The following is a 19513-nucleotide window of genomic DNA, read 5'->3' on the forward strand; positions in this document are numbered from 1 at the left end:
TGCGCAGCAGGTACTTGCCGTCCAGGTTGGCTTCGCGTTCGATCGCGCGGGCGTCGATGCGTAGCAGCCCGCGTGGGGTGGTGCGCAGGTAGCGGTGGAGGCCGGGCTTGGCAGAGATCTTGCCGCGCAGTTCGGCCCGCTGCTCGGCGGTGAGCGTATCGGTGCCAGCGGAGCTTCTCGCCGATGATGTAGTGGTGGTCGCCCTTGCGCAGGTAGCGGCGGTTCTCGGCGGAGGCGAATCCGCGGTCGGCGACCCACACGATCTTCGACAGGGTCCAGTCCCGCATATCGTCCTTGACCTGGCGAATCAGCTTCGAATCGCTGGTGTTGCCCGGCCAGGACCACACCCGCACCGGGATGCCGGAGCGGGTGACGGCCATCCCGATGACGATCTGCGGCAGGTCATCGCGGCTGTCCTTGGACTTGCCGAAGGTGCGAAAGCCCACACATCCTGTGGGGCTCGAATATTCAGCCACAGAGTCCGACCTGCGGGTTCGCTGGACACGCTGGATCTTCAGCCTCAGGGTTTGGGCAGTTGCTCAAGCCGTTTTGAGTAACCGCTCAGACGGCAACGCCAAAGATCTGCAAGCCTGCCAAGGACTGCAAGTCAGCGCATGAATCGCATATTCGAGCCCTGCACCGTGCCGGCGTGCGCCGGTCGGCAGCCTCGACGGCGGCGGCCCCAGGACACCCTTCTGACCCCCAGGTATCACAGAACGTGATCGCGGGTAGCGACCGCTTGGAACAGTGAGTGACTGAGGGGGATGGCGATGTTGGATGGCCGCTGGATGCACGGTGTGCTGGCTGCGCTGGTCCCGCTGGGGCTGACCGCGGGCCAGCCCGGCCCGTCCGGGTCTCCGGCGCGGGAGAAACCCCCGGTCGTGCTGTTCCCCGCATTCCATTTCACCAAGCTCCAGGCGACCGTACGCGACCAGACCACGGCGCCGGGCTGCCCGCGCTCCGGCACCTTCCAGGACTGGTTCCGCAACGACCGGCCGAGCAGGTTCAGCCAGATCTGCCGAGACCGGCTGCTCACCCTGCGCTACCGCGACGATCCGTCGCTGCCGATGCCGGGGCGCTTCGCCGAGCAACCAGGCGTCACCGTCGAGATCATGAAATACGGCCGCACGGACAGCGCACCGTAGACGCTGATCGGCTTCGGCAGCGCCGACCCGGCGGCCAAGGAACGATTCGACTCGACCGAGCACCACACCTACCGGGGCCGCACCCTCGACGTGGTCAAGCCGACCGCGCCCGGCACCATCCGCCTGACCGCCGTCGCCTCAGGCTGCGACCCGGTCGAAATGCTGGTCACGGTCGAAAAGCCGGACCGGTGACCACGATCGACGCCTGTGGGTGCCGAAATCATGTCACACAGGTCGCCGCTCCCCGGCCATCGTGGGCCGTCCGAGCGAGAATCCGATCTGGGGATACCGGCGCATCGCCGCAGAGATCGCCGGCCTGGGCCGCAAGGTCTCCCCCGCCACCGTATGAGCGATTCCGAAGAAGGCCGGAATCGATCCGGCTCCCCAGCACACCGGGCCGACCTGGACTCAGTTCCCCAAGGCCCAGGCATCCGGGATCCTGGCCGCTGACTTCTTCCAGGTGGAGACGATCACACTCGCCAGGCTGTACCGTTTCGCAGTGGCCGAACACGCCACTCGCCGTATCCACGTGCTGGGGGTCACGGCGAACCCGACCGCCGTTCGGGTTGCCCAGCAGGCCCGCAACCTCATACTCGCCCTGAGCGATCGAACCGGCGACTTCCGCTTCTTGATCAGAGACCGCGACAGCAAACTCACCGCTCCGTTCGATGAGGTACTCACGACCGAGGGCATCCGCGTGGTACTCACTGCTCCTGAACGCGATCATGGACCCACAGCCTCGGCATCGGCCACCCGGCTCATCGCCCAGACCCTGCCGACGTGACTCCCGCGGCGGTCAGTCGCAGCCGCAGCCGTCGCAGCAACAGCCGTCCTCGCCCGGGCAGCAGGAGCAGCAGTTGCTGCAGCAGTCGTATCCGGAGCAGTCGAAGCGCTCGCAGAAGGAGCCCTCGCGGTCCTCGTCCCAGGCAGGCCGGTACAGGCCGCACGTGCAGCAGGTCAGCGCGGCGCACGCCAGCGACAGCAGCCCGCCGGTATCCCGCTTCGACGGCCGTCGTCCCGGCGGCGCGCCGGGATCGCCGGGCGGGTGGCCGGGCGGGTGGCCGGTGCCGTGCGTTCCGGCGATGGCGAAGGCTCGGGAGACGGCGCTGCTGGTCTCCCTCACCAGCAAGGCTCGCGTCAGGCCGGGGCGGGGCAGGTCCAGCCCGTCCACGGCGGCGCGCAGCTCGGCGTGCGCGGCGTCGCAGTGGCGGCGCGCCTCGTCCAGGCCGGTGCCGGTGGCTGCCAGCGGGTTGTACGCCCCGGACGCCCGGTCGTCGGCCAAATCCTCCACCGCGTCGATCAGGTGTGCCAGCTTCCCGAATCCGCGACCGGCCGCCTCCAGAGCCTCCCGGTTGTGCAGCTTCCCCGCGAGCACCGCTGTGTGCGCGAACGCGGCGGCTACGGCGTCCTCAGTGGGCCCCGTCAACTCTCGTAACCCGGGCGCCGCGCTGCGCCCCGGGAGCGCCTGGGCGGGGACGCGTTCCAGGAGAGCCTGGCGGTCGGCTGCCGCCGTCAGCGGGGTGGGGTCGAACCCCAGCGTGCCGGCCATGGCCGTGCCGGCCGAGGACCAGCGGCCCGCCAGGCGGGTGGCGCCGGCGGCCACCGGGCGGCGGGCGTACACGCCGTCCCCGTCCGCCACGTGGTCGCTCACCTTGCCGGCCGCCAGGAGCAGCGACACCGAGGCCGCCAGCCGTACCCCCTCGGACTCCACAACGTCGGCGCCCTTGAAGCCGCGTAGCGCACACGGGCCCGCCCTCCGGCGCGACGTGGACGTGGGCGACTGGGCTTCGGTGAGGACGGACACGAGCAGGCCGTCGTAGTTGGTCACCAGACGGGACAGGTGTCCGTGCTCGTCGCGGAGCGCCAGGCAGAGCCCGCACAGGTGGCCCATCCAGTCCGCGTAGAGCCCTTTGCACAGGACGTGCCGACACGGGCGGACAATGCCGAACATACGTCCCCTTATGCGCGTATTAGAGAGCCAACCGTAGCACCAGGCCGCCGGAAGATACCGCGGCGGCGAACGGATCCCCAGGAGGGAGACGATGCCCTCACCGGCCGGCCCTGGAGCACTGCGCTTGCCGACCGCCGGGTGGCGACGGCCTTGGCAAGCTGATGGCCACCGACCGAGACAAGCCAGCCCGCCGAGCGCACCACCACAGCCGCCGTCACCAACACCGCCCGCCACCTGACCCGCCCAGCCGTCCCGCGCCGGCCGGGCTGCTGCAACCCCTCGGTCTGGCCTGGCCGTTCCTCGTCGCCGGGACCGTCAAGACCCTCTACGACCTGACCCTGTGGCGGATCTTCCGCCGCGTCCAGCTCCCCACCAGAGGCCCATCGTGATCGAGGTGACCAGGCCCGGCCCGAGACCAACCGGATCGCCTGCCCCTGGCTGATCCGCCGCTTCATCGACCCTGACGCCGAGATCCGCTACGCGTCCCGCGACCAGGTCCTGACAACCGCCCGGGAACTGGGCGGGCGCTCCTTCGACACCCCGGTTTCCTGACGATAGGGCGCATCCTGAGTGTTCATTCGGCCGCCGCGGTGGAGGACATCGGATGGTTGACGTACTACGGCGGGCCTCGGGCAACGTGCCCGAGGCCCGCCGGGCGTCATCGCAGGTTGTAGGCGCGGATGACGGTGTAGTCGACGGTGCCGCCGTCGGCCCGCTCCGCGTGCGCGCGCACGGACACCGACCCCTTGTCCGGGTGGTTCAGCGTGGCCAGCCACGTGTCCGTTCCGGTCGGGATCAGGACCGCCTTCCGCCACGTCGCGCCCTCGTCGTAGGAGACCTCGACACTGACCCGCCGCGTCCGCGAGGCGGCCGAGCCCGGCTGAGCCTTCAAGCTCACCGGCACCGTGAACGGCCGGCCGGCCGGCGCGCTGTTGGCCAGGTCGACCTGCGGCGTGAAGGAGAACGACGCCAGGGGCAGGTACGTCCACTTGTCCGTGCCCACCTCACCGGACTTGAACGTCCACGCACCGCTGATCTTGGTGGAGGCGTTGAAGCCGGTCGTACGGTCGACGTCGTACTCCAGCCGATAGGTGCTCTCGGCCGACGGCACCGGCCCGCTGGCGTCGTAGAAGTACTTCGGTATCTCGGCCAGCTGGACGCCGTCACGGTAGAACCCGACCCGGCCGCCGTCGAGCAGCGAGTAGCCGGTGTGCCCGGAGTCGTCGCCGAACGGCGGGATGTTCAACATGATGGTGTTGCCGACCCGGGCGACGTACGTGCGCGGGTTGAACTTCGGCCCGGCAGGTCCGCGTTGCCAGTCGACCACGTATTTCCTGCCCGGCTGCCAGGTGGTGTCGTCGTACCAGAACTGCGTCTGGCGCGCTCCGCTCGTCTCCCACCGGTTGTCCCAGACCACGCCCTTCGCGCTGTAGTAGATGGTCCGGGTGCTGGGCACGTCATACCGGATCGGTCCCGACATCGCGCTGCCGCCCTCGGGCGGGAATCCGAAGTTGTGCATGTAGCCCTGCTGCTTGTCCGGGGTCACGCCGTGGTTGCGGTTGACCACGGTCGCCAGCTCGCCGGGGCGCACGGTGTGGCGGTAGCCGGTGAGGAACCGCCCGCGAACGAACTGCACGAGGTCGTACTCGTACGGCGAGCCGTAGAAAGTGCCGTCGGCGCCCGGCTCGGCCCAGAAGCTGCGCACCTCCGACACCAGCGTGCCCTGCTCGGCCGTCACCTCCTCACCCAGGTCCGCTGTGAACAGCTTGCCGAAGTCGGCGCCGACGATCCGCGTCGCCAGGCCGTATCCGCGCGGCAGGACGCGGAAGAAACCGGCCGCGGCCAGCCGGGTCCGCGCCGTGGACTTCGGTACGGTCACCGACACCGGTGTGCCCTGGCGCGCGTCGAGCGTGAGGACTCCGTCGTCGGTGTTCCCGACGGTGAGGTTCGGCTGCACCAGCAGCGTCGAGGTCCCGTCGGGTGTGATCACCGTGGCCTGAACGTGGTAGCGGCCGGGCCGGAGCTTGGCCTTCACGGTGCCCGACGCGTCGTAGGGAACCTGGAAGACGTCCAGATCGAGACCGACCACCGACAGGTCGTAGTCACTCGCCGGCGTGCCCGCGCGGTCGGTGAGCTTGAAGGTGACGGTGCGGGTCTCGTGTCCCTTCGTGATCGTCAGTGGGGTCCGCACCGACACGCCGTCGGCGTTCGAGGCCAGCAGCATTCCGGTGAAGGTGCCTGTCGCCGACGGCACCCGGGTGTCGGCGGTCAGGGTGACCGCCGCGGTCCCACCGGCCGGCACGACGGCCCGCGCCGGACTGGCCGTGAACAGCCCGGCCGGCGCGACGACCCCGTCCGGGCCGGTCGCCGTGATCGTGAGGTCGAGGGTGACGGGCGCTGTGCCGTCGTTCCGGTAGGTGATCGTCTTCGTCACGGGAACGTCGTCTTCGGCCGGCCACGGTTGCGACCCGAGCGCGAGGCCGGTGACGTCGGGCAGGATGGCCTGCTGGACCGCGCGGCCGACGTCGACCCGGCCGGCGCCCTGCTGGAAGGCGTTCAGGCCCGGGTTCGGCTTGGCCGTGGCGACCAGCGCGGCTTTGAGGTCGGGGCCGGTCCACTTCGGGTGCTGCTGCGCCAGCAGCGCCGCGGCTGCCGCGACGTGCGGCGTGGCCATCGACGTCCCGTTCAGCTGGGTGTACCCGGGCGAGTACTCCGCATAGTCGGATCCCTTCGCCAGCGCCGCGACGATGCCCACGCCCGGCCCGGTGATGTCCGGCTTGATCGCGCCGTCGACGCGCGGCCCGCGGTTGGAGAATGACGCCAGGGCATCCTGCTTGTCGACCGCGCCGACGGCGAGCGCGGCGTCCGCGGTGGCCGGCGAGGACACACCGCCGTTCCGGCCCTCGTTGCCCGCGGCCACGACGAACAGCGTGCCGGTGGTCGCGGTCAGGCGGTTCACCGCCTCCTCCAGGACGTCGACGCCCGGGAAGTCGGTGCCGCCGAGGCTCATGTTGACCACTTTCGCCCGCTCGGCCGCCCACTCCATCCCGGCCAGGATCGCCGACTCGGTGCAGTTGCGGGTGCTGCACACCTTGCCGATCAGCAGGTTCGCCCCGGGCGCCACGCCGCGGTACTTTCCGCCCGATGCCGCACCGCTGCCGGCGATGGTGGATGCGACGTGCGTGCCGTGACCGACGGTGTCCACGGTGTCGGCGGCGTCGGTGAAGTTCTTCTCCTCGACGATCTTCCCGGTCAGGTCCGGGTGGGAGTTGTCGATCCCGGTGTCCAGGACGGCGACGGTAGTCCCGCTGCCGTCGTATCCGGCCGCCCAGGCGGTCGGCGCGCCGATCTGCTTCACGCTCTGGTCCAGCGAGACCTCGCGCTTGCCGTCGAGCCAGATCCGCCCGATGCCGGACGCCGCGGTGCGCTGGGTCGCCGGGCCTGCGGTCACCTCGGTCCAGAACTCGTGCGCTCTCGCTTTGCCGACCTTCACCGCGGCGGCGCCGATGCTGGGTAGCGTACGGGTGACCTTCCCGGCCGACCTGACCCGGGCAGCGGCCTTGGCCTCGTACGACACGATGGTGGGCACGTCGTCGACGTGCGCGTCGTCGTATCCGGCCTGGACGAGCCCGGTCACGTCGAACAGCCGCCGGTCGAGCCGGGCGGCCGACACCAGCTTCTGGGCGTCGTTCGGCACGACGAACTGGTGCCCGTCGCGTTCGTACTGGCTGAAACCGACCTTTTCGCGGCCGGGAGCGGGGTCGATCGAGACCCGGTTCCCCTCGACATAGACCCGGTCGCCCGTCAGCAGGGTGACCCACGAGCCGCGGGGCGCCGTGGACTGGGTGCCGGAGGTCCACCGGGAGGGTGCCGGATCGGCGCTCGGCGTGGGCTCCGCGCTCGCGGTGGAGGTCAGGCTCGCGGTTAACAGGGCGGTGGTGAGTAAGAAACCGGGCAGGCGCCGGCGCAGAGACGTCCTGGACATCAAATTCCTTCCTGATGGTGCAGGGAAGATTCTGAGATCTGGACATCGGGCGTAGGTACTCCTAATCGGGCATAACATCGCGTTATGCAGTTGGAGATCCGCCACCTCCGGGTTGTGGCGGCGATCGCCGAGTCCGGCAGCATCAGCCGGGCCTCGGCCGTGCTCGGCCACAGCCAGCCGGCCGTCACCGCGCAGTTGCAGCGGATCGAGCGCGCGCTCGGCGGGAGGCTCTTCGCCCGCGACGGAACCGGCGCCAAGCCCACGGCGTTGGGTGCCATGGTCCTGTCCCATGCCCAGGGCATCATCGCGTTGCATGACGATCTGGTGCGCGACGTGCAACGCCGTGACGCCGACGGCGACCTGGCGACGCTCAGGCTCGGCGCCACGGCCGGGCCGATGGCCGCCGGCCTGATGACGGTCAGCCGCCGGTTGCTGCCGGAGGCCGAGGTGTCCCTGCACGTGAGCGACGCGGACGAGGAACTGCTCGAACTGCTCGCCGAATCCCGGCTGGAGATCGGGCTGAGCGTCGACTATCCGGGCTACGAGCTGCCGGTGCCCGAAGGGCTGAGCGAAGCGGTACTGGGCGTCGAACCCGTCTTCGTCGTCCTGTCGAAGGATCACCCGCTCGCGGCCGAACCCGAGGTGCCGCTGGCCGCGCTGGCCGGCGAGCGCTGGCTGCCGGGTGTCGGCAAGGACGTCAGGATGCGGGCGATGTTCCGGGACACCTGCCGCCGCGCGGGGTTCGTGCCGCGGCGCATCCAGCGCACCGACGCCAGCCTGGTGTTCTCCCTGATCAGCCAGGGGCACGGAGTGTCCCTGTGCAGGGCGATCACGGCCGAGCGCGAGAACGTGGTGGTCAGGCCTTTGGCCGGCGACCCGATGTGGGTACGGGAGCGGCTCCTGTGGTCGGCGGGCTCGCCGGTCGCCGAGCACGTACTGGGGATCCGTGACGTGCTCGCCGCGGCGTACCGGGAGCAGGCGGAGGCGATGCCGGCCTACCAGGCGTGGCAGCGCAGCCGCCGCAGGTCCTGGCCGGAGCACGACGTGGAGCCCTTCGCCTAGCAAGTACCGCGAGCTCGCCGACGTCGGCATGAAGCGTTGCATCTGGAGGCGTGCAAACCGGTTTATGCGATCTTTCTGACTCCTGACCCGCAGGCTGGTGACTTCGCCAAGCCGGTGCGGGTGACCAGTGGCCAGGTCGTCCCGAACACCTTCTCGCCCGACCGTTTGAACAGGGTGAATCAGACACCGCCGATGCTCCTCCCGCATCTCCACGCCGCCCCGCAGACCAGCGAAGGCACGCGGAAACACCCCCTTCGCCACATGCATGGCGATCAAGGAAAACTGCGAAATACGAGCGGTCACCGCGACCTGCGAAAACACTCAAGATCGCATTGCCGCGCAGGACTATCTCACCAGGTTCGGGCCGAAAGCTGACTCAACACCCTTGGTTGTGCACGCCGAACCTCTCGTTATACCCCGTGGCGACCCACTGACGCTCCCCGCACCGCCACGGCCGGCCCTGGCGGTGCGGGCCCACGCGCGCTGATACAAATGCGGCATGAGCGAATCCGTCGGGTATCCCCCGCAGCCGAACGTACCGTCGGCGCGGCGTGTCTACAGTCGGACGTACCGTGTGTGGGCCCACGTGCTCCTGTGGACACCGATCGCGCTCACGGTGGCCGGTGTCGTCCTCGGCCTCGGGCTGTTCGCGGCCGCTGACGCCGACCCGACGTACGGTTCGTCGGCGCTCGGCTATCTCGGCCTCTTTGCGTGGGGCGCCCTCGCGGTCCTGTCACCGGCCCTGCTCGGGTCGTTCATCACCGGGCTGGTCATGCTGAACCGCACGCGCCGCTGAAGCTGAAGGACGCTCCCAGGAGGAAGCCGAGACCTGACGCGGACAGAAAGTAGCTGACGTCGACGCTTCCACCCCGGTGCCTCACGCCGAAGGGCATGAGCAGAGCGGTGAGCGCTGCGTTCGCGGCGGTGGCGCGCCGGTGACTCCATCAGCGTGATCTCCCGGGCACTGGGCAATCCCCCGGGGTCGGTTTTCGCGGTGCTGAAGCACCATGGCGGCATCGCGCCGGCCGAGCGGGTGCCCCGGGCCGGCCGTTTGAGCGCCGAGGACCGGGAATCGATCTCTCGCGGCCTCGGGGCTGGAGCCTCACTACGTTCGATCGCCGTGTCGATCGGCCGCCCGGCCTCCACGGTGAGCCGGGAGGTCGCCCGTGATCGAGGCATTCGCGCCTGAGGGTGCCGACGAACCGCTCGGCGAACGCCTTCGCCCTTGGCGAGCGCGGCGGAATCTTCAGGACGCGCACGTCGGCGCCGGTGAGCACCTTGTCAAATCCTCCGCTGAACTTGCCGTCCCTGTCCCGGATCAGGAACCGGAACCCGTCGGCTCGCTCGCCCAGTTCCATCAGCAGATTGCGCGCCTGCTGCGCCGTCCAGGCACCGATCGGATGAGCCGTGACACCGAGGATATGCACGCGCCGCGTTTGGATCTCCATGACGAACAACACGTACAGGCGCTTGAGGAACACCGTATCGACGTGGAGAAGGTCGCATGCCAGGGTGCCGGAGGCTTGAGAGATGAGGAACTGGCGCCAGGTCGGTGAAGCCCGGCGCGGCGTGGGCCCCAACCCCACGCCGCCAGGACCCGGCGGACCGTCCCCTCCCCCACCCTGTATCCAAGACCGAGGAACTCGCCCTGGATGCGTCGCCGACCGTGCTTGGCGGGGTAGGTCCACTTCTTCTTGACCATCCTGCGGTGCCAGGCGAGCAGGGTGCCGGGTGTCGCGATGCGATGCAGTCGAAGGCGAGCGGGTAACAGCGCTGCCCCATATGAGCAGCAGCAGCCAGCCGAACACCCTGACCACCAGCAGATACAGAAGTCGAAACAGCACGAGAGCCGAGCCTGGAAGACCGGGTCAGAACCTCGTTACCAGTTTCTGGCACCGAACACGCAGGGCGCCTCGACCCTCAACTCCAGCGACTGGCGTGCCGTCAGCCGAGGAAGTGGAGCGTCGCCCCTAGCTTGGTGACCTTCAGCACGCGGAACTTGAGGCCGCTGATGTTGCCCCAGCCGCCTTCCCACACGGCGACACTGCCGCCAGCCGTGAACACCCTGCCGCCGATCCGGCGGTTGAAGCCCGTGTCCACGACGACCGTCTCCGCATCCTCCTTGTAGACGATGACCTTGGAAAAGCCGTACTTCTTGCTGGAGATGCGGAAGCTCACCACGTACTTGAAGGTGAACTTGCATTTCCCGTCGTAGCAGCCACTCAGATGCGGCTTGGCCGCGGCAGCGGCAGGCTGTGCGGCGAGGGCCGGCGCCGTGGCCAGCGCGCACGTGAGGGCGAGGGCGGTGAGGGTAAGCCGTTTCACGATTCCCTTCTAGAACTCACCGCCCGGGAGGGGTCCCGGTTCGTCGAGGGGGCCGATCAAGTCCGCCGTCACATCGGCAATGGCAACTGGCAGAGGCCCAGTCCTCGTCGTCTTGCTCGTCCTCCTCTCGTTCTTGTCTGCGGCCGATTGAGCCCGGCGATCGAAGTCGTCCTGGGCGCTGTCGCTGTCGGGGTTCCTGGCCGGCCGCAGACTGGATGCGAGCGCTGGCTTTCCCCGGAAGGTCTAGGCGCGTGCTTGCCCAGGCCGGTGGCCGTACCCGCGCGGAGACCGCTCGGGAACAACGCGCCCCAATTCTTCGGCAAGGCCACCACCCTGTGCGGCGCCAAAACTCGTCCATGGTAGCTGGCCTGGCCTTCGATCCTCGGCACTCGTGTTTCTACGCCTGCTGTATCTGCTGATGGTCCGGTTGTTCGGCTGGTTGACGCTACTCTCGCGGGGCGACGCCTCCAAGGACGTGGAGATCTTGGTGCTGCGTCATGAGGTCACCGTCCTGCGTCGTCAGATCTCCCGTCCACGACCAGACTGGGCCGACCGGGCGCTGCTTGCCGCACTGGCGCGACTGCTGCCCACGCGGCTTCGCCTCCATCGGATCGTGACGCCGAGCACCTTGTTGGCCTGGCACCGCCGACTGGTCAGCCGACGCTGGACCTACCCGAACGCAACCGGACGTCCACCGATCCCGGATGAACTGTGCGAACTGGTGATCCGGCTGGCCAGAGAGAACCCACGATGGGGGCACCGGCGGATCCAGGGCGAACTGCTCGGCCTGGGCTATCAGATCGGAGAAGGCACCATCCGCCGCATCCTCACCACGGCTGGCCCCGGCCCAGCGCCACGCCAGACCTCACCGACCTGGCGACAGTTCCTCACCTCCCAAGCCTCCGGCATCCTGGCCTGCGACTTCATGCACGTCGACACCGTGTTCCGCAAACGCCTGTACGTCATGTTCGTCATGGAGGTCGAGACACGCCGCGTGCACCTGCTGGGCGTCACCTCCAACCCAACAGGCGCATGGACCACCCAGCAAGCCCGGAACCTGCAGATGGACCTGGGCGAACGCGCCGGCGCCTTCAGATTTCTCATCCGGGACCGTGACGGCAAGTTCCCCCGCTCGTTCGATGAGGTGTTCACCTCCAATGGCGTGCGGGTCATCAAGACGCCCGTCCGGTCACCACGGGCAAACGCGTTCGCCGAACGGTTCGTGGAAACGCTACGCCGTGAGTGCATCGATCACCTGCTCATCCATGATGAGCGGCACCTGCGCAAGGTCCTGACCGAGTACGAACGCCATTTCAACCATCATCGCCCGCATCAGGGCCGTTCCCTCCGCCCTCCCTTGCACGACCCCAGCCAGATGATCGACATGACCTCCCGGATTCACCGCCGAAGGACCGTCACAGGACTGATCAACGAGTACCGCAGAGCAGCCTGATCGTCCGGCAAACGCCCAGCTCAGCAGCAGTATCCGCGTTTTGGCACCGCACAGGCCACCGGCATGGCGGGCGATGTCAAGGATCTGGCCGTCCGGAGGCGCGGCGTTGACGGTCGCGCTTCACAAGTGCAAGGATCTTGAGTGGTAGGAGTGGCGAGCGGGCCTCATGTTGGTTCGGGTGCCCTTCGCCGGTCGTTCTCGGGGAGTCTCCCCGGCTTGAGATTGAGAGCGAGGAGATGTCGATGAAGAAGAAGAAGAAGCTCGAAGTCAAGATCAGGAAGCTCGAGAAGATCGAGACCACCATCAACCGCGGCGGACAAAGCGGCTGATCTACAGACACACAGAACCGGTCGGATGTCGTCCGGCCGGTTCTGCTTTTTCACCGTGTGAAGGAGAAGGTGGCCGAGTGCGTCTGCCAAGGGTGAAACGCGTTCACCAGCCGTTCGTGCTGCCTGGGAACCGTATCGTCATCGGACTGTCCCAATTCGGGGTGGCCTCCGAAATAGCAGACGACGAGGACGGCAGCATCGCCACGATCGTGGCCCTGATGGACGGCACCCGGACTGTCGACGACATCTGCGCTGACTTCGCCGAGACCCATCCCGATGTGGACGACGACAGCGTGCGCGGCGTCATCGCCGACCTGGTCGAGAGCGGCTTCGTCGAGGACGCCGGAGCGCCCGTGCCGGCGAACCTCACAGAGCGAGACCTCGTCCGGCACGAATCGGTACGCCACTTCTTCAGCTGGATCGACACCTCGCCGCGTACGTCACCGCACGAGATCCAGTCCAAGATCAAGGAAGCCAGGGTGAGCCTGCTCGGCGTAGGCGGCACCGGATCAGCCGTCGCGGCGGGGCTGGTGTCGAGTGGCATCGGGGCACTGCGGATCGCCGATTTCGACAGCGTCGAAGAGTCGAACCTGACCCGCCAGCTCCTGTACGCCGAGACAGACCTGGGCAAGCCCAAGGTCGACCAGGCGATCACCCGGCTGCGGGCGATGAACGGCGCGGTCCTGGTGACCGGTAGCGACACCAAGGTGACCGGCCCCGATGACGTCGTGGAGCTGATGACCGGCTGCGACCTGTTCGTCCTGTGCGCGGACGAACCGCATCCGGAGATCGTCGAGTGGACCAACGAAGCGGCCCTGCGGACCGGCACCCCGTGGTTCATGAGCCTGTACACCGGGCCGATGGTCGTCGTGGGCTCGTTCGTACCGGGCGAGACCGGCTGCTGGGCCTGCCTGGACCGGCAGGAGGAGGCACGCAAGGAGAAGGAGCTCGCGCGGCTTGTGGCCGAGCCGCGGCCGAACGCGGTGGTCGCGGCCAGCGCGAACATCAGCGGCCACCTGTGCGCGCTGGAGGTGCTGTATCAGCTCGGCGGCCTGCCGGCACAGACCCGCGGCAGGGTCTTCCACTGGAATCTGGCCGTCTGGGACCACCAGTACTACATCGACGTCCCGCGTGACGACGACTGTCCGCTCTGCGGGCCGAGGGCTCGGTGAGCGCCCCGGCAGCCAAGGTCGGCGCGGCCAGCGTCGTACGCCTTCATCACCTCGTCGTCCGTCCCGACGACGACGACCCGGACGCGATCATCGTCGGCCGCCCGGACCTCGGCGAGTTCGTCGAGCTGCCCGCGGTGTGCGGAGAGGTGATCCGGCTGCTCGGCGAGGGACATCCGGTCGCGGACGTCGAAGCCGCCCTCGCCGCCGAGCACGACGTCGAGTTGGACGTGGCCGACTTCGTAGAATCCCTTGTCGACCTCGCCTTCGTCGTCGAGGTCGATGGGCTCCCGCTGCCCGGCCCGGCGTCCGCGCCGATGGCCGGCCACTTCATGGGCATCACCGAACGGCACGTCCGCTGGCTCTTCGCCAGGCCCGTGAAGCTCTTCTGGCTCGCCGTCGTCGCAGCCGCGTCGCTGACCGTCCTCATCGAGCCCGGCCTGTTCCCCCGGCACCAGGACTTCTTCTGGAGCAAGTACACCGGGCTCTCCGTGCTGGTCAACACTGCCTTCTTCTCCGTCGTCGCGAGCGTGCACGAGATGATGCACCTGATAGCGGCGCGTTCGCTTGGCGCGCCGGCCAGGATCGCGTTCGGCACCAGACTGCACTACCTCGTCGTGCAGACCGACGTCACCGCCATCTGGGGAGTTCCCCGGCGGCGCCGGTACCGCGTGTACCTGGCCGGAATGGCCTCTGACGTCTTCCTCATCGCGACGATGGTGCTGACCGTCGCGTACCTGCCGCTGTCCGACCTGGCCCAGGCGCTGCTCCGGGCCTTCACGCTGACCACGCTGCTGTGCCTGCCCCTCCAGGCTCAGATCTACATGCGGACCGATCTCTACTTCGTGCTCCGCGATCTCCTCCGGTGCAAGGATCTGTTCGGCGACGGGCTCCGCTACGCCCGATATCTGTTCGCCAAAGCGGTCGCTCCGTTCACGAAGCCGGGCTCGCCGGTGACCGACCCCACCGGCGACCTGGCCCCGCACGAGCGGCGCGCCATCAGGATCTACGCCGTCGCCCTCGCGCTGGGCAGTTCCATCACGTTGACGGTCTTCGCCCTCTACGGCGCGCCGATCGTCCTCACCGGGCTGGCCCACGCGCTCACAGCCGTCTGGGATGGTCTCCACGGCGGCCCCACCCTCGCCGCGTTCGACGCCGCGCTGCTCATCCTGGTCGAGGGCGGCATCCAGGTACTGTTCCTGGTGACGTTCATCCGGAGGCGCCGCCTGTGGTTCCGCCGATCGAGGTCATGACCGGGTCTTCCATCACGTGGGCCGACTTCCTGCGCTCGCAAGCCGACGCCCTACTGGCCTGCGACTTCATCGAGACCGTCACTCTCAGCGGGCAACGCCAGTACGTCCTGGCGGTCATCGAGCACGCCACCAGACGCGTCCGCGTGCTCGGCACCACCGCTCACCCCATCGGAAACTGGGTCACACAGGCGATCAAGAATCTGGTGGTGGACCTGGACGATGCGGGCTGCCGGGCACGTTTTCTGCTCCGCGATCGGGATGGGAAGTTCCCGGCGCTCATGGACGAGATTCTCGCCGAGGCCGGCATCAAGACGGTGCCCACAGGTATCCGAATGCCGCGGATGAACTCGCTCATGGAGCGATGGGTCCAATCCTGCCGCCACGAGCTTCTCGACCGCTGTCTCGCATGGAGCGAACGCCACCTGCGGCACGCCCTGCGCGAGTACGAACACTTCTACGACCAGCACCGAGCCCACCAAGCCCTAAACCAAGCGACTCCGCTGCGTCCCGCCCCGAACCCGATCACCGATCCCGGGCGAGTCATCGACCTGAACATACGCCGACGAGACCGGCTCGGCGGCGTCCTCCACGAATACTCACATGCCGCTTGACCTGCATGGATGCAATTTTCGGCAGGCGCAGTGTGCGGGATCGGTGCGCGCGAGCACGCACCGAGCACGGCGGACATCCCAATTTGATCATTGCATCGCGGCTTCCCGGCATGGATCTCGCGCAATCCACGGATGACGGTCGCAGTGCCCGGCACGTGCTCCAACCCGTACGCAACTCAAATGATCTCCGCGGCGCGAGCTGCATGCTCGGATCAAGGTCGTCGCTGATTCCAGCTGTCATCCCCTGCGCCGTCAACGTGGGCAAACCACGCGGACGACGCCCGGAATGACGTCGCTTCAGGACACCGCGGCGGTTCTGATGTGATCGGCCAGTGGCGACAGCGACGACAGCGGCAGTTCCCGATGCGTCCATGCCTGCTTGAGATCCTCGGGGGTGTAGCGGGGAAGCAGGTGAAGGTGGAAGTGGAACACGGTCTGCCAGGCCGTAGGGCCGGTGGCGTGCCAGATGTTCATTCCGCCCGGTTCCAGCGCGCGCCGCAGGAGGGCGGCGGTGTGCACAGCACCCCGCATCAGCAGGGCCGCGCGGTCCGGGCCGATGTCGGTCAGGTCGCGACAGTGCTCGCGGGGGACGACCAGGGTGTGACCGCGAGTCGCCTGCGAGATGTCGAGGAAGGCGACCACGTGCTCGTCGGAGTAGACGATCTCCGCGGGGATCTCCCCAGTAACGATGCCGCAGAATGTACAGGTTTCGGTCATGGCCGCCCTTCCTCCACTTGATCGAACCAGAGCGTATCGACGCCGGATCAGGCGCAAGGGAGCGAGGCATGTCCGTCGAAGCTGGGCGCCGGCCGCAGGCGGGCGGGACGGGCGCTGCCGGCACGCGGTTGCCGAGCCATCTCGCAGAACTGGCGAGTTGTAAGAGAGGTGGTGAGACAGCGACCCAGGCGAACGCGACGATGACCATGCGGCAGGCTGGCCTCGCACGGCTCCACATGCATGACAATGGCCACCGTCAATCCGCACGACACGAGAGGCACAGCACGATGGCGAACCGCGACGGCCAGGTGGCCGCACTCGACGACCCGGTGGGTGAATCACTGCGCGGTCACCACGCACACCTCGCCCGCCGGCTTGGACGGGCTACCACCTACCTGCCGGAAGTGGCGACCTTCTCCGCGGTAACCGCCGACCCGGGCCCGCAGGAGTGGGCCGACCTCGCCCAGTTGCTGGGGCGAGGCGAGTTCGCCGACATGTTCAGCTGCGCGGCCACACCACCGTCGGACTGGCAACCGGTCTTCGTCCTCGAAGGCCGTCAGATGATCTGGCCGGGCGGCAGCCGGCCCGATCACCCCCACGGCGCGACCGTCACCGGTGTGGTCGAACTGGGCGCGGACAGCGTGCCCGAGATGCTCGACCTCGTCGCGCGGGCCCAGCCGGGACCGTTCTGGCCGCGCACCCACGAGCTCGGCGCCTATCTCGGCATCCACGACAACGGCACGCTGGTGGCGATGGCCGGCGAACGACTCCGACCACCGGGATGGACCGAGATCAGCGCCGTCTGCACCGCTCCCGAGGCACGCGGGCGAGGCCATGCCGCCCGCCTGATCACTGCGCTCGTCGCGCGTATCGCCGCTCGCAACGAACGTCCTTTTCTGCACGTGGCCGAGGCCAACACCGACGCGATCGCCCTCTACGAGCGGCTCGGCTTCGAAACCCGCAAGCACGTGACCTTCCGGGGGTTCCGCACACCGTGACCGCCTGCGCCGCGCCTGGCCTTCCAGCGACTTCTCGCGGATGTACGCGCGCTCGGACTCGGCCATCCCGGCGAAGAAAGCGAACAACGCCGCCCATGCCCGGCAGGGCTGTAGAGCCTCTACACCCACGAGGTCTTCTTCATAGCCCGCGGACGCTACGCCCGTGCTTTCATCGCGGTCACCGAGGGATGGCACGTCACCGCCGAGGAGCCTGTGCCGCTCGAACATTGAGTTACGTAGGCTGAGCTGCGGTCAAGCGGCGTGGCGGTATTCGCTGATCATGCCCGCGACGATGGGTTTTCGGTGGATGGACCGCAGGCCGTTGAGGTCCGCGGCCGCACCACCCGCGTCCACCCGAAATTCGCTGACGACCCACCGGCGCATCCTGCTTGACACTTCGAAGTCGAGCGTTACCGCGCAGTAGGTCACCGCGAGCTCCAGTCTCCACGGCACCACCCAGCGCCCCACGTGCTCGACCGCGCCGCTGTGGGCGCGTTCCAGTCGCGCCGGCCGTAGCCGATACGGGCGGCCGGCCAATGCCATTGATCGCGTCACGGGCGACGAGACGCGACGACGGGCTCGCGATCCTCGTGCGGGGCCCGAAGAAGTCAGACAAGACGGCGCAGGTCCTGTGCGCCGGCCTCGTAGGGAGGCGCGCCAGGCTGGCGGAGGTCCGGCAGTGAAAGGGCTTGCTGAGGTGTCGCGTCGGCGTCCGTGTCAGCGCGACAACGGCCCAGTGTCAGCGCTTCCGGCGATGGTTGATGCCATGAACAGATCGGCAATTGCTCTCTCTCGTGGTCGCGGGCACTCCCGCCGCACCCGCGGCGATCGAACTCTTCGCCCAAGGGATGGCGGACTCGCTCACGAACAGCGATCAGACCGCCCGCACCCACACGCTCAAGATTCCGGCTTGCACCTCAACTATTCGGTGTTGCTATGTACTGGTAGTTAGTGTTACTTTGTACCGGTAGTCAGCAACACCGAGTAGTCGAAGTGGGAGGTGACGATGAGCAGGCAACTGACGGAGATGCTCAAGGGAACACTGGAGGGCATCGTCCTGGCGATCCTGTCCGGCTGGCCCGCCTACGGCTACGAGATCACGGCGCGGCTACGCGACCGGGGCTTCGCCGACACCGCCGAGGGCACCATCTACGCCCTGCTGGTCAGGATCGAGCAACGCGGCCTGGTCGACGTGCGGAAAGTACCGTCGGAGAAGGGGCCGCCGCGCAGGGTGTACTCCCTCAACACCCAGGGACGGAAGCACCTCGACGAGTTCTGGAAGACCTGGAGCTTCCTGGCCGAACGGCTCCAACAGCTTCGCAAGGGAGGCAAGTAGACGTGGCTGACGAACCAAAGAGCCGCTACCTGCAGTACCTGGAGATCGTCACCGGGTCGCTGGAGGAGAAGAAGCGCTATCGGCAGTACAAGGCGCGCATCAAGCAACTTCCGGAGAACTACCGCGCGGCGGTCGAAGCGCTGGAGCGGTACCTGATGCACTTCGGGCCAGCCGATGGCGCCGGCGCGATGGCGATGTACGAAGACCTCGCCGAGCTGTTCGAGCAGAGCGCCGCCGACCGGACCCCGATCCGCGACATCTTCGGGGACGACCCCGTGGAGTTCGTCGAGGCGTTCATGGCCAACTACCCCCTCGGCCAGTACCGAACCCGGGAGCGCAACCGCTTCACCAACGCCATCGACCGCGCTGCCGGCGAGAACACCGTAAGAAGGGACAGGACAGACTGATGACGACACAGCAAGCCCCGGCGATCCAGGTGCACGGCCTGGAGAAGTCCTACAAAGACCTGCGAGTGCTGCGCGGCGTGGACTTCACCGTGGCGCGCGGCAGCATCTTCGCCCTGCTCGGCTCCAACGGGGCGGGCAAGACCACGGCCGTGAAGATCCTTTCCACGCTGCTCAAGGCCGACGCCGGGACCGCCCGCGTGAACGGCTTCGACGTCGCCACGCAGGCGGCCGACGTACGGGAGTCCATCAGCCTCACCGGACAGTTCGCCGCCGTGGACGAAATCCTCAGCGGGCGGGAGAACCTGGTGCTGGTCGCCCGGTTGAGGCACCTCAGAAACCCCGGCAAGGTCGCCGATGACCTGCTCGCCCGCTTCTCGCTCACCGACGCGGGCGCCCGGAAGGTGTCCACGTACTCGGGCGGCATGCGCCGCCGTCTCGACATCGCGATGAGCCTCATCGGCGATCCGCCGGTCATCTTCCTCGACGAGCCCACCACCGGGCTCGACCCCCAGGCCCGCATCGAGGTCTGGCGGGCCGTCAAGGACCTGGCCGCCAGAGGCACCACGGTGCTGCTCACCACCCAGTACCTGGACGAGGCCGAACAGCTCGCCGACCGGATCGCGATCCTGCACGAGGGCCGGATCATCGTCAACGGCACCCTGGACGAGCTCAAGCAACTGCTGCCGCCCGCCAAGGTCGAATACGTCGAAAAGCAGCCGACCCTCGAGGACGTCTTCCTCACCCTCGTCGGCACGAAGGCATAAGGAACAAC

22 protein-coding genes and 1 pseudogene are annotated in these 19513 nt (G+C 68.0%); 17 read left to right on the top strand and 6 right to left on the bottom strand.

Annotation, left to right across the window (positions count from 1 at the left end; translation table 11 throughout):
* Nucleotides 1-446: transposase (locus ACIBQ1_RS54555; protein ID WP_397290683.1), on the bottom strand; the 446-nt coding region annotated here is incomplete at its 3' end.
* A 318-nt stretch (nt 447-764) separates the two neighbouring features.
* Here ACIBQ1_RS54555 and ACIBQ1_RS54560 point away from each other — a divergent pair.
* The 3 genes from ACIBQ1_RS54560 to ACIBQ1_RS54570 all read left to right on the top strand — a co-directional run bounded on the left by ACIBQ1_RS54560 (nt 765) and on the right by ACIBQ1_RS54570 (nt 1929).
* Nucleotides 765-1145: a hypothetical protein gene (locus tag ACIBQ1_RS54560; RefSeq protein WP_397290685.1), complete on the top strand. Its 381-nt coding sequence runs from the start codon at nt 765-767 to the stop codon at nt 1143-1145.
* Between the two features lie 6 nt (nt 1146-1151).
* Entirely contained in the window at nt 1152-1337 is a 186-nt protein-coding gene (locus ACIBQ1_RS54565; protein WP_397290852.1) for a hypothetical protein, read from the top strand.
* A 307-nt stretch (nt 1338-1644) separates the two neighbouring features.
* The gene (locus ACIBQ1_RS54570; protein WP_397290687.1) at nt 1645-1929 is read left to right on the top strand and encodes a hypothetical protein; all 285 of its coding nucleotides are present in this window, start codon (nt 1645-1647) and stop codon (nt 1927-1929) included.
* A 12-nt stretch (nt 1930-1941) separates the two neighbouring features.
* On the opposite strand, the gene ACIBQ1_RS54575 is transcribed toward ACIBQ1_RS54570, so the two are convergent.
* On the bottom strand, nt 1942-3096 hold the full coding sequence (locus ACIBQ1_RS54575; protein ID WP_397290689.1) for a DUF5685 family protein: 1155 nt from the start codon (nt 3094-3096) through the stop codon (nt 1942-1944).
* Nucleotides 3097-3257: 161 nt separating this feature from the next.
* On the opposite strand from ACIBQ1_RS54575, the gene ACIBQ1_RS54580 reads away from it, so the two are divergent.
* Entirely contained in the window at nt 3258-3485 is a 228-nt protein-coding gene (locus ACIBQ1_RS54580; protein ID WP_397290691.1) for a hypothetical protein, read from the top strand.
* Between the two features lie 25 nt (nt 3486-3510).
* A pseudogene (locus ACIBQ1_RS54585) lies at nt 3511-3648 on the top strand (chromate resistance protein ChrB domain-containing protein); the annotation flags it as partial.
* 106 nt (nt 3649-3754) lie between these two features.
* Here ACIBQ1_RS54585 and ACIBQ1_RS54590 read toward each other — a convergent pair.
* Nucleotides 3755-7081: a S8 family peptidase gene (locus tag ACIBQ1_RS54590; RefSeq protein WP_397290692.1), complete on the bottom strand. Its 3327-nt coding sequence runs from the start codon at nt 7079-7081 to the stop codon at nt 3755-3757.
* A gap of 84 nt (nt 7082-7165) precedes the next feature.
* Here ACIBQ1_RS54590 and ACIBQ1_RS54595 point away from each other — a divergent pair, with 84 nt between their 5' ends.
* The 4 genes from ACIBQ1_RS54595 (at nt 7166) to ACIBQ1_RS54610 (ending at nt 9699) form a co-directional block, all read left to right on the top strand.
* The gene (locus tag ACIBQ1_RS54595) at nt 7166-8143 is read left to right on the top strand and encodes a LysR family transcriptional regulator (RefSeq protein WP_397290694.1); all 978 of its coding nucleotides are present in this window, start codon (nt 7166-7168) and stop codon (nt 8141-8143) included.
* Nucleotides 8144-8642: 499 nt separating this feature from the next.
* The gene (locus ACIBQ1_RS54600) at nt 8643-8939 is read left to right on the top strand and encodes a hypothetical protein (protein WP_397290696.1); all 297 of its coding nucleotides are present in this window, start codon (nt 8643-8645) and stop codon (nt 8937-8939) included.
* Nucleotides 8940-9176: 237 nt separating this feature from the next.
* Complete coding sequence (locus tag ACIBQ1_RS54605) at nt 9177-9332, top strand: helix-turn-helix domain-containing protein (RefSeq protein WP_397290853.1); 156 nt, start codon at nt 9177-9179, stop codon at nt 9330-9332.
* Nucleotides 9310-9699, top strand: a complete 390-nt coding sequence (locus ACIBQ1_RS54610) for a hypothetical protein (RefSeq protein WP_397290698.1) — start codon at nt 9310-9312, stop codon at nt 9697-9699. Before ACIBQ1_RS54605 ends, ACIBQ1_RS54610 begins: the two co-directional genes overlap by 23 nt.
* Nucleotides 9700-10087: 388 nt before the next feature.
* Here the strand turns inward: ACIBQ1_RS54610 and ACIBQ1_RS54615 are convergent, their stop codons facing one another.
* The gene (locus tag ACIBQ1_RS54615; protein ID WP_397290700.1) at nt 10088-10468 is read right to left on the bottom strand and encodes a hypothetical protein; all 381 of its coding nucleotides are present in this window, start codon (nt 10466-10468) and stop codon (nt 10088-10090) included.
* 391 nt (nt 10469-10859) lie between these two features.
* On the opposite strand from ACIBQ1_RS54615, the gene ACIBQ1_RS54620 reads away from it, so the two are divergent.
* The 4 genes from ACIBQ1_RS54620 to ACIBQ1_RS54635 all read left to right on the top strand — a co-directional run bounded on the left by ACIBQ1_RS54620 (nt 10860) and on the right by ACIBQ1_RS54635 (nt 15283).
* Complete coding sequence (locus ACIBQ1_RS54620; protein WP_397290701.1) at nt 10860-11921, top strand: integrase core domain-containing protein; 1062 nt, start codon at nt 10860-10862, stop codon at nt 11919-11921.
* Nucleotides 11922-12327: 406 nt separating this feature from the next.
* Nucleotides 12328-13422 carry a TOMM precursor leader peptide-binding protein gene (locus ACIBQ1_RS54625; protein WP_397290703.1) on the top strand — a complete coding sequence of 365 codons (1095 nt, stop codon included), beginning with the start codon at nt 12328-12330 and terminating at the stop codon, nt 13420-13422.
* Complete coding sequence (locus ACIBQ1_RS54630; RefSeq protein ID WP_397290705.1) at nt 13419-14672, top strand: hypothetical protein; 1254 nt, start codon at nt 13419-13421, stop codon at nt 14670-14672. The genes ACIBQ1_RS54625 and ACIBQ1_RS54630 overlap by 4 nt, the downstream gene beginning before the upstream one ends.
* A complete protein-coding gene (locus ACIBQ1_RS54635; protein ID WP_397290707.1) occupies nt 14648-15283 on the top strand; it encodes an integrase core domain-containing protein in 636 nt (211 codons plus the stop codon). The genes ACIBQ1_RS54630 and ACIBQ1_RS54635 overlap by 25 nt, the downstream gene beginning before the upstream one ends.
* Before the next feature lie 297 nt (nt 15284-15580).
* Here ACIBQ1_RS54635 and ACIBQ1_RS54640 read toward each other — a convergent pair whose 3' ends face one another.
* Complete coding sequence (locus tag ACIBQ1_RS54640; RefSeq protein WP_397290709.1) at nt 15581-16000, bottom strand: HIT family protein; 420 nt, start codon at nt 15998-16000, stop codon at nt 15581-15583.
* 68 nt (nt 16001-16068) lie between these two features.
* Between ACIBQ1_RS54640 and ACIBQ1_RS54645 the strand changes: the two genes are divergently transcribed.
* Nucleotides 16069-16998: a GNAT family N-acetyltransferase gene (locus tag ACIBQ1_RS54645; protein WP_397290711.1), complete on the top strand. Its 930-nt coding sequence runs from the start codon at nt 16069-16071 to the stop codon at nt 16996-16998.
* 252 nt (nt 16999-17250) lie between these two features.
* On the opposite strand, the gene ACIBQ1_RS54650 is transcribed toward ACIBQ1_RS54645, so the two are convergent.
* On the bottom strand, nt 17251-17541 hold the full coding sequence (locus tag ACIBQ1_RS54650) for a hypothetical protein (RefSeq protein ID WP_397290713.1): 291 nt from the start codon (nt 17539-17541) through the stop codon (nt 17251-17253).
* A 463-nt stretch (nt 17542-18004) separates the two neighbouring features.
* On the opposite strand from ACIBQ1_RS54650, the gene ACIBQ1_RS54655 reads away from it, so the two are divergent.
* Genes ACIBQ1_RS54655 through ACIBQ1_RS54665 form a run of 3 tightly spaced genes read left to right on the top strand, consistent with a single transcriptional unit; the run spans nt 18005 to nt 19505 of the window.
* Complete coding sequence (locus ACIBQ1_RS54655) at nt 18005-18334, top strand: PadR family transcriptional regulator (protein WP_397290715.1); 330 nt, start codon at nt 18005-18007, stop codon at nt 18332-18334.
* 2 nt (nt 18335-18336) lie between these two features.
* Nucleotides 18337-18741, top strand: coding sequence for a DUF1048 domain-containing protein (locus ACIBQ1_RS54660; protein ID WP_397290717.1), 405 nt, complete (start codon nt 18337-18339; stop codon nt 18739-18741).
* Nucleotides 18741-19505 carry an ABC transporter ATP-binding protein gene (locus ACIBQ1_RS54665; protein WP_397290719.1) on the top strand — a complete coding sequence of 255 codons (765 nt, stop codon included), beginning with the start codon at nt 18741-18743 and terminating at the stop codon, nt 19503-19505. Before ACIBQ1_RS54660 ends, ACIBQ1_RS54665 begins: the two co-directional genes overlap by 1 nt.
* The last annotated feature ends 8 nt before the right edge of the window (nt 19506-19513 follow it).

Source organism: Nonomuraea sp. NPDC050153, assembly GCF_044460125.1.
Lineage (GTDB): Bacteria > Actinomycetota > Actinomycetes > Streptosporangiales > Streptosporangiaceae > Nonomuraea.

Bases quoted from the DNA above. Each gene is read 5' to 3' on its own strand.
- ACIBQ1_RS54560 (WP_397290685.1), top strand. From the start codon at position 765: ATGGCGATGTTGGATGGCCGCTGGATGCACGGTGTGCTGGCTGCGCTG.
- ACIBQ1_RS54575 (WP_397290689.1), bottom strand. From the start codon at position 3,096: ATGTTCGGCATTGTCCGCCCGTGTCGGCACGTCCTGTGCAAAGGGCTC.
- ACIBQ1_RS54580 (WP_397290691.1), top strand. From the start codon at position 3,258: ATGGCCACCGACCGAGACAAGCCAGCCCGCCGAGCGCACCACCACAGC.
- ACIBQ1_RS54590 (WP_397290692.1), bottom strand. From the start codon at position 7,081: ATGTCCAGGACGTCTCTGCGCCGGCGCCTGCCCGGTTTCTTACTCACC.
- ACIBQ1_RS54595 (WP_397290694.1), top strand. From the start codon at position 7,166: ATGCAGTTGGAGATCCGCCACCTCCGGGTTGTGGCGGCGATCGCCGAG.
- ACIBQ1_RS54600 (WP_397290696.1), top strand. From the start codon at position 8,643: ATGAGCGAATCCGTCGGGTATCCCCCGCAGCCGAACGTACCGTCGGCG.
- ACIBQ1_RS54640 (WP_397290709.1), bottom strand. From the start codon at position 16,000: ATGACCGAAACCTGTACATTCTGCGGCATCGTTACTGGGGAGATCCCC.
- ACIBQ1_RS54645 (WP_397290711.1), top strand. From the start codon at position 16,069: ATGTCCGTCGAAGCTGGGCGCCGGCCGCAGGCGGGCGGGACGGGCGCT.
- ACIBQ1_RS54650 (WP_397290713.1), bottom strand. From the start codon at position 17,541: ATGGCATTGGCCGGCCGCCCGTATCGGCTACGGCCGGCGCGACTGGAA.
- ACIBQ1_RS54655 (WP_397290715.1), top strand. From the start codon at position 18,005: ATGAGCAGGCAACTGACGGAGATGCTCAAGGGAACACTGGAGGGCATC.
- ACIBQ1_RS54665 (WP_397290719.1), top strand. From the start codon at position 18,741: ATGACGACACAGCAAGCCCCGGCGATCCAGGTGCACGGCCTGGAGAAG.